Source organism: Lentzea guizhouensis (assembly GCF_001701025.1).
GTDB lineage: Bacteria > Actinomycetota > Actinomycetes > Mycobacteriales > Pseudonocardiaceae > Lentzea > Lentzea guizhouensis.
On sequence record NZ_CP016793.1, the window covers coordinates 6,537,961 to 6,548,256 of the forward strand.

Annotated in this window: 10 protein-coding genes; 6 read left to right on the forward strand and 4 right to left on the reverse strand. The window is 69.2% G+C overall.

The features are described 5' to 3' along the window. Positions 1–31: 31 nt before the first annotated feature. Together BBK82_RS31770 and BBK82_RS31775 are read right to left on the reverse strand one after the other, a co-directional pair. Positions 32–649: a TetR/AcrR family transcriptional regulator gene (locus BBK82_RS31770; RefSeq protein ID WP_065918284.1), complete on the reverse strand. Its 618-nt coding sequence runs from the start codon at positions 647–649 to the stop codon at positions 32–34. Positions 650–735: 86 nt separating this feature from the next. Next, positions 736–1,320 carry a D-alanyl-D-alanine carboxypeptidase family protein gene (locus BBK82_RS31775; protein ID WP_179953714.1) on the reverse strand — a complete coding sequence of 195 codons (585 nt, stop codon included), beginning with the start codon at positions 1,318–1,320 and terminating at the stop codon, positions 736–738. Between the two features lie 123 nt (positions 1,321–1,443). Here BBK82_RS31775 and BBK82_RS31780 point away from each other — a divergent pair, with 123 nt between their 5' ends. The 6 genes from BBK82_RS31780 (at position 1,444) to BBK82_RS31805 (ending at position 7,568) form a co-directional block, all read left to right on the forward strand. After that, positions 1,444–1,947, forward strand: a complete 504-nt coding sequence (locus BBK82_RS31780; protein WP_154697613.1) for an SSI family serine proteinase inhibitor — start codon at positions 1,444–1,446, stop codon at positions 1,945–1,947. A gap of 121 nt (positions 1,948–2,068) precedes the next feature. Then, a complete protein-coding gene (locus BBK82_RS31785; RefSeq protein ID WP_065921497.1) occupies positions 2,069–3,166 on the forward strand; it encodes a calcium:cation antiporter in 1,098 nt (365 codons plus the stop codon). A 514-nt stretch (positions 3,167–3,680) separates the two neighbouring features. After that, positions 3,681–4,811 (forward strand): lipase family protein, encoded by a 1,131-nt coding sequence (locus tag BBK82_RS31790; RefSeq protein ID WP_065918287.1) that lies wholly within the window; start codon positions 3,681–3,683, stop codon positions 4,809–4,811. 73 nt (positions 4,812–4,884) lie between these two features. Continuing rightward, entirely contained in the window at positions 4,885–5,838 is a 954-nt protein-coding gene (locus tag BBK82_RS31795; RefSeq protein WP_065918288.1) for a D-2-hydroxyacid dehydrogenase family protein, read from the forward strand. Positions 5,839–5,890: 52 nt separating this feature from the next. Further along, positions 5,891–6,343, forward strand: a complete 453-nt coding sequence (locus tag BBK82_RS31800; RefSeq protein ID WP_065918289.1) for an SRPBCC family protein — start codon at positions 5,891–5,893, stop codon at positions 6,341–6,343. A 652-nt stretch (positions 6,344–6,995) separates the two neighbouring features. Continuing rightward, entirely contained in the window at positions 6,996–7,568 is a 573-nt protein-coding gene (locus BBK82_RS31805; protein ID WP_065921498.1) for an RlpA-like double-psi beta-barrel domain-containing protein, read from the forward strand. Positions 7,569–7,631: 63 nt separating this feature from the next. Here BBK82_RS31805 and BBK82_RS31810 read toward each other — a convergent pair whose 3' ends face one another. Beyond that, positions 7,632–9,353 (reverse strand): proprotein convertase P-domain-containing protein, encoded by a 1,722-nt coding sequence (locus tag BBK82_RS31810; protein ID WP_065918290.1) that lies wholly within the window; start codon positions 9,351–9,353, stop codon positions 7,632–7,634. 87 nt (positions 9,354–9,440) lie between these two features. Continuing rightward, positions 9,441–10,286, reverse strand: a complete 846-nt coding sequence (locus BBK82_RS31815; protein ID WP_237047684.1) for an XRE family transcriptional regulator — start codon at positions 10,284–10,286, stop codon at positions 9,441–9,443. Positions 10,287–10,296: the final 10 nt, after the last annotated feature.

Below are 10,296 nucleotides of genomic sequence, written 5' to 3' on the forward strand. Positions count from 1 at the left end.
CCGGTGTGGATCGTCCGAAACGACCAGCTCGCTACCGCCGGGTGATCGCCGCCAGCATCAGCTCCCGGATCTCCGCCGCGATCTCCTCCACCGCGAGCGGCGGCTCGTGCGCCTGCCACTCCCGCAGCAGGCCGGTGATCGCCCCCACCAGCGCGATGGCCGTCAGCCGGTAGGACCGCTGCGGCGCCACCCCGGCATCGGCGGCACGCAGGGCCTCGGCCTCGATGAACTCCGCCCAGGTGGCGACCCAGCGCACGTGCTGGCGTTCGATCTCGGCGTTCACCCCCACCGCCTCGACGTAGGCCAGACGGGGAACGCGCGGGTCGGCGGTCACGCTGCGGACGAACACGTCGAGCAGGGTCGAGACGCGGGTGGCCACGTCGTCGGCCTCCAGGCGGGAGAGCGCGGCGCGGACGCGGTCGAACGCGGTGGCGTTGACCAGGTCGTGGAGCTCGCGCAGGAGGTCCTCCTTGCAGGCGAACTCCTCGTAGAAGTTGCGGGTGGAGACGCCGGCCTCCGTGCACAGCCCGGAGATCTTGGTGGCGGCGAAGCCGGTGGTGGTGAACAGGGCCAGGCCGGCCTGCAGGAGCCTCGCGCGGCGTTCGGCGCGGCGCTGTTCGGGGGCGACGCCGGCATAGGCACGGGCCACGGCTGCTCCAATCCGGTAACGGAGGTTGTCAGATTACGTGGACGCAACCTCACGCGCACACCAGGCGTCTAGACCTTTACCGGTGCTCAACTGCCCGTCGCGCTCGGAACCAGGGCGGGGCAGCCACCGGTGGAGTAGCCGGCGTTGTACTCGAAATGCCACTGCTCGTTTTCGTAACGGCGGCACCAGCCGAAGGGGCTGCCGTTTTTCTCGATCCATTTTGCGGATTCGATCGGCTGGATGTCGATCGCGTACCCGAGCACGTGCATCGACTTGTCCGGCGGCAGCACGTAACGGCCGGCGAGCTCCGCGTTGCCGAACTTCTCGACCGCGTCGTCGAACTCCTTCTGCTGCTGGCTGCGGCTGCGCTTGCCGTCGTTCAGGCACAGCGTTACGCCTTCAGTGGAAGCCTTGGCGCGCAACGACTTCCAGGCCTCCAGCACGGCGCCCCGCAGACCGTCCGGCGCCTCGTCGAGGTAGCGGGCGTCGATCGGGCACGGCGGTCCCGAGGGCGGTCCCGGGACCTCCTCGTAAATCGCGAGCGGCTTTCCCGGCTGCCGGTCGAAGACGAGCGTCAATCTGCCCAGGTGACCCAGCGCGCCGCCGGTGGAAACCACGAGAGTGACGATCAGCAACACGCCGAACACGACGCGTCTGGAGGTCTTGGACATGATTTCGATAATACGGGCCGCCTGTCATCGTCCGGTAACACCCGGTCGACAGCCGCGTCCCGGGCGGCGTGGCGCAGAACACAGCCGTTCGGCCCAGCGACACTTTTGGCGCAACGTCGAAATGTGATCGGTGAACGGTTCCTGGCCCCTTTCCCGGTGACGAATCCAGGTGGCAACATTTGCGGCGGCCGAGAACCGGCCCGGTTTTTGCAGAAGGTCTCAGGAGGACCCCTTTCGATGTCCGCGCGTATTCTCGCGTTCGCCGCGCTGTTCGTATCGCTCTTCCTGGTCTCCGGTACCGCCCAGGCGGCGCCGCGTGATCACAACACCGCTCTGCTGCTTGAGGTCCAGTACTCCGACGTGGAGGACAACGCCTACAAGGCCACCGTCCTGACCTGCGGAAGGACTGACAACCACCCGCGCAGGGCACAGGCTTGCGCGTCGCTGGCCGCCACCAGCGCCGATCTCGACGCCATGGCCGCGGACGACCGGGCGTGCACGTTCATCTACGCACCGGTCGAGGTGTCGATGTTCGGATTCTGGCGCGGCGAGCCCGTCGCCGAGGTCCGCACCTTCCCGAACTCGTGCGTCATGCTGGCGCACACGGGTGCCTTGTTCGATTTCTGAGGCACCGACTGAAAATGTGGAGCGGGACGCGGCAGGGGCGTCCTGCTCCACATTTTCGGCTGTCCTGAATGGGGGTCAGTTCGGATGGCGGCTGGTCAGGACCCTGTGCGAGGGTGTGATCATGGCCGCCACCTCCCGCTTCCCCCTGCTCTCCTGGACGACCATCGCCCCTGCCCTCGGTGTGCTCCTGCTCGCCGTCACCTGGGGACGTGAGCTCGGACCCGTGTTCGTCGCGCTCGTCGCTGTTGTGCTCGCCGTGACCGTGCTCGCCGCCGTGCACCACGCCGAGGTCGTCGCGTTGCGGGTGGGGGAGCCGTTCGGGTCGCTGGTCCTCGCGGTCACGGTGACGATCATCGAGGTGGCCCTGATCGTCACGCTGATGGTGTCCGGCGGCCCGGAAGCCGCGTCGCTCGCGCGTGACACGGTGTTCGCCGCGGTCATGATCACCACGAACGGCATCGTCGGCATCGCGTTGCTGCTCGGCGCGCTCAAGCACGGCACCACGCTCTTCAACGCCGAGGGCAGCGGCGGCGCGCTCGCCACCGTGATCACCCTCGCCACGCTCACGCTCGTGCTGCCGACGTTCACGACCACCACACCGGGTCCTGAGTTCTCCGGCCCGCAGCTCGCGTTCGCCGCCTTGGCCTCCCTGGCGCTCTACGGGATGTTCGTCTTCACCCAGACCGTCCGGCACCGCGACTTCTTCCTGCCGGTCGACGAGGACGGCGTGATCGAGGCCGACGAGCACGCCGAGGCACCGTCCGCCAAGGCCGCCTTGGTGTCGCTGGGCCTGCTGCTCGTCGCGTTGGTCGTCGTCGTCGGTCTCGCGAAGATCGAGTCGCCCGCGATCGAAGCCGGCGTGCGGGCGGCCGGGTTCCCGCAGTCGTTCGTCGGCGTCGTCATCGCACTGCTGGTGCTGCTGCCCGAGACCATCGCCGCCGCGCGCGCCGCGTTGCGCGACCGCATCCAGACCAGCCTCAACCTCGGCTACGGCTCGGCGATCGCGAGCATCGGCCTGACGATCCCGACGATCGCGCTGGCGACGGTGTGGCTCGAGGGCCCGTTGCTGCTGGGGCTCGGCTCGACGCAGATGATCCTGCTGCTGCTCACGGTCCTGGTCAGCGTCCTGACCGTGGTGCCGGGCCGCGCGACCCGGCTGCAGGGCGGTGTCCACCTGGTGCTGCTGGCGGCGTTCCTGTTCCTGGCTGTGAACCCGTAGCCGGAAACCGGACCGGTCCGCGGCGGCGACTTCGGCATCGTCACGTCGTTCGTCTTCCGCACCGAACCCGCACGCAACCTGACCACGTTCTCGCTGACCTTCCCCTCGGCGGCGCTGGCCTCGTTGCTGAGCGTTTGACCGGACTGGCAGGGCGCGGCACCGGACCCGCCGCGAGACCGAGCAGACCTTCTCGCCGCGGTGGAACGGTTCACCCGGTGCCGCATCGCCGACGGTTCGTGCCGCCCGAACTGGAACAGAGGCGGCGGCAGCGACGTCGCGACCTTGCGGATGCTGAATGGCCCGATCACCGACCCGCAGATGCCGGACTGGGCGCCCACGTACTACGGGGCTTCGTTGCCGCGGTTGCGGGAGGTGCGCGGAAGTGCGACCCGGACCGGGTGTTCACCTTCGCCCAGGGGCTGGCGTGAATCCATAAAGTGAAAACCGCTATTGCCACATTACGACGTTCGGCTCTACATTGCGGTAACGCCGGTTACCACAAAGGGGTCCACCGATGCAGCTCCGCACCGTGCTCGCCGCCGTTCTCCTGTTCGCCGCCCTGGTCACGCCCGCGCACGCGGCCGCGCCGGGCGACCTGGTCAGCAGCCGGGAGGTGGCCTGGCACCCGGAGCCGCTCAAGCTCCTGCCCGCCCCCGTGCAGGCCTACGACATCCGCTACCGCTCTACCTCCGCGACCGGCACGAGCACCGTCGTGTCCGGCATGGTGCTCGTGTCACCGTTGCCGTGGACGAACGGGCCGCGACCGATCGTCGCCTACGCCATGGGCACGCAGGGCATGGCCGACCGGTGTGCGCCGTCGCGGCAGCTGCAGAACGGCACCGAGGTGGAGATCGCGTTCCTGGCCCAGGCGATGTTCCAGGGGTGGGCGGTGGCGGTCACCGACTACGAAGGCCTTGGCACGCCTGGAGATCACACCTATGCGGTCGCACGGTCCGAGGGGCGCGCTCTGCTCGACGTCGCACGAGCGGCAACCAACATCCCAGGGCTGAGCGCAGAAGCACCGGTCGGCGTTTTCGGCTACTCACAAGGGGGACAAGCCGCGTCGGCGGCCGCCGAGCAGTGGAAGGACTACGCGCCGGACGTGAACGTCGTCGGTGTCGCGGCGGGTGGGGTGCCGGCCGACCTCAGCGCGGTGGCGAAGTTCAACGACGGCAACGCCGGGTCGGGACTGGTGTTCGCGGCGGCGGCTGGATATGCCGCGGCTTACCAAGAACTGCCGCTCGACGACGTGCTCAACGCGCGCGGCAAGCAGGTGGTCGACCAGGTGCGCGACTCGTGCGTCGCGGAAATCGCCCTCGTCGCGCCGTTCACCCGGCTCAACGCGCTGACCACCCGGCCGGACGTCATCCAGGACCCGTTGTGGCAGAAGAGGTTGAAGGAGAACACGCTCGGCTCGGTCAAGCCCGCCGCGCCCGTTTACCTCTACCACGGCACGCTCGACGAGCTGATCCCGTTCAGCGTCGGGCAGAAGCTGCGGTCGCAGTGGTGCTCGCTCGGCGCGGACGTGCAGTGGACGCCGCTGCCGCTCGCCGGGCACATCACGGCGGTCAGCGCGTGGGGCACGAACGCGATGAACTGGCTCGGCGACCGGTTCGCCGGTCGGGGCACACGCCCGAACTGCTGATCACGGGAGTTCCGGTCCCGTCGAGATCTGCGCCTGGGCCAGCTGGAAGTGCCCACTCTGACATGATCGGCCGATGAAGTGCGTGGTGCTGGACGACTACCAGGGCGTGGCGCTGTCCACCGCGGACTGGTCGGGCCTCGACGTCACCGTGCTCCGCGAGCACCTCGACGACCCCGCGCCGGCTCTCCAGGACGCCGAGTGCGTGGTGGTCATGCGCGAACGCACGCCGTTCACCGCCGAGCTGTTCTCCCGCCTGCCGCACCTCAGGCTGCTGGTCACCAGCGGCATGCGCAACGCCTCGATCGACCTGGCGGCAGCCGCGGACCACGGCGTCACGGTCTGCGGCACCGGCAGCGCCAAGACCCCGCCGACCGAGCTGACCTGGGCGTTGATCCTCGGCCTCGCCCGGCACATCGCGGTGGAGAACGCCGCCTTCCACGCCGGCGGTCCGTGGCAGAGCACCGTCGGCGTCGACCTCGCGGGCCGCACGCTGGGCCTGCTCGGCTTCGGCAACCTCGGCAGGGCCGTCGGCCGGATCGGCCGGGCGTTCGGCATGGACGTCGTCGCGTGGAGCCCGAACCTGACCGCCGACCGCACCGAACCCGAGGGCGTCCGTCTCGCGTCCGGTCTGCACTCGCTGTTCGAGCAGTCCGACTTCGCCTCCATCCACCTGGTGCTCGGCGACCGCAGCCGCGGCCTGGTCGACGCGCAAGCCCTCGCCCGACTCAAGCCGACCGCGTTCCTGGTCAACACCTCCCGCGCCGCGATCGTGGACCCGGACGCCCTGCTCGACGTGCTGCGCGACAAGCGGATCGCCGGCGCCGGGCTGGACGTGTTCGAGGTGGAACCGCTGCCGCTGGCCGACGAGCTGCGCACGTTCCCGAACGTCCTCGCCACCCCGCACCTCGGCTACGTCACCGAGGCCAACTACCGGACGTACTTCACCGAAGCGGTCGAGGACATCCACGCGTTTCTTCGTGGTGTGCCGGTTCGAGAGCTCCGGCGTGCCCAGGACCTGACGCTCTGACCGCGAGGCAGTACCTGTCGCACTGAATCTACTCGTAGTAAGTTCCTGGTTCATGACGCCTGACGCCACCGCGCACATCGATGTCGCCGCCTCGCCTGAGCGGGTGTTCACGCTGGTGAGTGATCTGCGAGGGCTGAGCGGGGTGGCGGAGGAGTACTCGGGCGGCCGGTGGCTGAACGCGGCTGGACCTCAGGCCGGGGCGCGGTTTCGCGGGGTGAACCGGCGCGGGTGGCGGGTGTGGCCGACCGAGGCCACGGTGACGGACTGTTCGGTCTCGCGGTTCGCGTTCGAGGTGCGGTCGCTGGGACTCGCCGTGTCGCGGTGGCAGTACGACATCGAGCCTGTTGACGGCGGATGCCGGGTCACGGAGTCGACGTGGGACCGGCGGCCGGGGTGGTACAAGCCGATCACGATGCTGGCGACCGGGGTGCGGGACCGGGCGGTGACGAACCAGCGGAACATCGAGGTGACGCTGAGGCGGCTCAAAGAGGTCGTCGAGGCGTGAGGCCGGGGCGCGGTCGATCCCGAGCGGAAGGCGAGCGTCTTTCCATCGAGCCGAAGGGGAGGCGTTTCTTCCTCAATCGACGGGTAGCGTTTGAACCCACCGGCATCGCGATTGAGGCTTGACTTCGAGTGCGGGCGATATCCTGGTATGGATCGGCCGAGTCGCTTTTACGTTTCGGCCAGTGCCTGTTCAACCCCGGTGCCAAGGCGATCGGCCTGCTGCGCGCCCAGCTCTACACCCAAGCCGCCACGACTGCGGCAGTTCGCCAGCCCTCAACCTTAAATATGTTTAAGCAATTTTGGTCTAAACCGCTTTGAACCCGTCCCGTGACCTCCCCGTAGTAATCGGTACAACACCGATAACCCCCGAGGAGATTCGAATGGGCGCTCGACACCGCAAGCCCGCCATGATCGGCGCGGGCGCCATGCTCGCGATCGCCGCTGTCGCCGGTGGCATCTTCGCCTTCAGCGGCACGGACTCGAACGCGGCTGAGGACTGCGGCGGGCTCGACCAGGCCCTGCAGAACAACCTGACCTTCATCGCCGGGCAGCAGGCCAACCCGGACGCGCAGTCCGACGCCCGGATCGCGAACCGGCAGGCCGTGGTGAACCTGATCAACCAGCGGCGTGCGGCCGCCGGGTGCGGGAACGACGTGCAGGCTAAGCCGGAAGCCGGTCAGGCCGCGACGTCCGGTGAGGACTGCGGTGGGCTGGACAAGGCGTTGCAGAACAACCTGACCTTCATCGCCGGCCAGAAGGCGAACCCGGACGCGCAGTCCGAGGCGCGGATCGCGAACCGGGAGGCCGTGGTCGACCTCATCCAGCAGCGGCGCAAGGCGGCGGGCTGCGCGGGTGACGGCGGCGCCGGCAACGCGAACCAGGGCGACAACGGCGGCAACCAGGGCAACAACCAGACCACGGCCCCGCCCGCACCGCAGCAGCCCGACGCCAACCAGGGCAACAACGGCGGCGCGTCCGGCCAGCAGGTGTGCAACGGCTCGACGGTGACCCTGTCCGGTGAGGGCGGTGCGCCCGCCGCGTCGAGTGGTGACTTCCCGATCGGCACCACGCTCAAGGTGACGAACCTGGACAACAACAAGTCCACCACCGTGAAGGTCGCGTCGGTGTCCGGCAGCTGCGTGCTGCTGAACAACGCGGCGTTCGAGCAGGTGCGCGAGCCCGGCAAGTTCCTGATCCGCCGGGCGGTCATCGAGAAGATCGGCTGACGGTCCACAGCAGACCCGAGAGCGGGTGTTCCCAGGCGTACAGGGGCACCCGCTCTCGCGCGGCTACAGCGTGATCGACCAGCCGCTCAGCAGGCCCACGTCCTGCGGCCCGTTGTCGCCGACCCGCAACGTCCACGTGCCCGCCGCCCGTTCGCCGGAAGCCGGCCGGACGGTGAAGGCCTTGGGCTGGAACGGAGTGCACGGGTACCCGCCGTACCGCTGCAAGGGGTACGACCGCCCGCTCGGCGCGACCAGCGTGATGTTCAGGTCCTGCGAGCACGAATGCGTCGCGTCGACCCGCACCGACACCGACGCAGCCGCGGAACCGGCCGCCGAGGACGTCACCGGACTCACAGCGACCTGGAAGTCCCGCAACGGGAAGTCCGCGTCACTGCTGAACGTCCGGCCAGACCCCGGCGACGTCCGCACCGAGAGCGCGTCCGAGCGTTTCGAGACGTTCCCGGCCGCGTCCCGTGCCACCACCGTGAACGTGTACGCGGTGTCCGCGGCCAAGCCCGAGACCGTCGCCGAGGTCGAGGCGACCGACGTGGCCAGCGTCTGTCCGTTGTAGACGTCGTACCCGGTCACCGCGACGTTGTCCGAGGCCGCGTCCCATGCGAGCGACACCGAGGACGACGTGACACCGGCCGACCGCAGCCCGGAAGGCGCCGAAGGCGGTTCCGCGTCACCACCACCACCGCCGACGACCAGGCTCAACCCCCATCGCGCCAGCGCCTCGTTCACCGGCTGGAAGATCGAGTTGTCGCCGGAGGACCCCGGCGAGCACGACGACTGGCCACCGGAGTGCAGGCCGACGGCGGACGAACCCGACAGCCACGCACCACCGGAGTCACCGCCCTGCGAGCACGCCGTGGTCAGCGTCAGCCCGTCGATCACCACGCTGCCGTAGTCCACGGTCTGGTTCACCGAGTTGACCGTGCCGCACTCGAACTTCGGCGCCGTGTTGCCGGTGTGGCACACCGCCTCACCGACCAGCGCTTCCTTCGAGCCGCTCACGGTCAGCGCGGGCGAGCCCCACGTGTTCACCACCGGTGAGAGCGTCCAGCCGGCCTCGGTCACCGCGACCACGCCCATGTCGCCCTCGCGGGCGTTCACGCTGCGCGAGCCGCCGGCGTTCGACGTGCCGAGCCGGTTGCGCTGCCCGGACTCTCCGTACGCTGCCTGGTTCGCGTCGTTCGTGCAGTGCCCGGCGGTGACGAAGTGCTTGCCGCCGCCGGAGTCCGTCGCCGCGAACCCGACCGAGCAGTTCGACTCCGAGCCCGGCCACCACGGGTCGCCGGCGTTGACCTCCCCGGCCTGTTGCACGAACGGCTGGGACACCCGGACGACCCGGACGCCCTCCATCGCGGGGAAGTCGCCCAGCGTGGTGACCACGACGTCGTTCGACCGCACGTCCACGCCGACGCTGCGGAACGGGTGCCCGCTCGACTTGACCCGTTCGACGAGCTGGGCGAGCGACGCGGCGGATCGCGACACCAGCCGCGGCACCGCACCGGCACGCGAGACGACCTGGGCATCGGCGGCGTTCAGCACCGCCACGGTCAACTTCCCGGACTCGAACCAACGCCCGGCGTCCGCCACGTGCAGCGCGGCGCTGACGGCGTGCGCGCGGTCCTGGTGCACCAGCCGGGTGCGGGCGTCGGACGCGCTGATCCCGAGGTCACGGGCCAGCGCGTCGGCGACGGGATCGGACGCGGCGGCCGGTGCGGTCAGCACCGAGAAAACCGCCGCGGTGCCGCAGAAAACGGCAAGAGCCTTCCTCATGGCGAAGGACCTCCTTGGTTGCAGGGTGGCCCGAATGTAAAACGCTCATGAGCATTTCGTTAATGCGTAACTTTTAAGTTCCGGCCTTCACCAGGTCCACTCGAAACCACGCACACCCGGCGTGACGTCGAGCGTCACGTCCAGCAGCGTCCGTTCCGGAGCGACCGCGGAACCGTCGGCCAGCTGCGTCACGGACGACGGCGGCGCGCCCTCGAACGTCACCTCCAGCACGTACTCCCGCGTCGGCAGCCGGAACTTGCGCTCGTAGTTCGTCGCGAGCGGGTACGGCGCCTGGTTGACCAGCTCGTGCTCGATCACGATGCTCTCGCCCTTGCGCAGCACCCGGTCGAACAGCAGCTCCGCGACCACGAACCCCTGGGCCTCGTCGCGCACCTCGCGACCGACCGTGCAGTGCTTCAAGGCGTTGACCAGCGGCAACGGTCGTTCGTGGTCGTCGATGTGCATGATCACGACCCACCGGTCCGGGCCGTTCATCGACGCCGACAGCACCTGCCGGGAGCGGAAGCTGCGTTCGGTGCGGTCGGCGCCCACGGTGACGAAGTCGTGCTGGCTCACCCGCACCAGCTGGTCGTCCCAGCGGGTCTCCATGTCGTCCAGCGCGAGCTCGACGTGCGAGGGGTCCGGCCAGAACGCCGACATGGGCGCGGGAGCCCTGCGCAGCCAGCGGCCGCGCGGGCGGGGTGGGCCGAGCAGCTCGGACAGGTGACCGGGCGGGAGGTGCAGGATGTGTTCCAAGTGGACGACGGCTTGCAGCGACGCCTTGCGGCCCGGCTTGCTGCGGCCGGACTGCCAATAGCTCAGCGTGGCGAGCGAAACGGAGACGCCGTGCTGGGAAAGGTGTTCACGGAGGCGCTCCAGACCGAGACCACGATTTGTGATCGCTGTCCGGAGCGCTACCGCGAACTCGTCCACGCAACACAAG

Excerpts from the sequence above, each read along its gene's own strand:
- BBK82_RS31775 (WP_179953714.1), bottom strand. The coding sequence starts at position 1,320 with ATGTCCAAGACCTCCAGACGCGTCGTGTTCGGCGTGTTGCTGATCGTC.
- BBK82_RS31785 (WP_065921497.1), top strand. The coding sequence starts at position 2,069 with ATGGCCGCCACCTCCCGCTTCCCCCTGCTCTCCTGGACGACCATCGCC.
- BBK82_RS31790 (WP_065918287.1), top strand. The coding sequence starts at position 3,681 with ATGCAGCTCCGCACCGTGCTCGCCGCCGTTCTCCTGTTCGCCGCCCTG.
- BBK82_RS31795 (WP_065918288.1), top strand. The coding sequence starts at position 4,885 with ATGAAGTGCGTGGTGCTGGACGACTACCAGGGCGTGGCGCTGTCCACC.
- BBK82_RS31800 (WP_065918289.1), top strand. The coding sequence starts at position 5,891 with ATGACGCCTGACGCCACCGCGCACATCGATGTCGCCGCCTCGCCTGAG.
- BBK82_RS31810 (WP_065918290.1), bottom strand. The coding sequence starts at position 9,353 with ATGAGGAAGGCTCTTGCCGTTTTCTGCGGCACCGCGGCGGTTTTCTCG.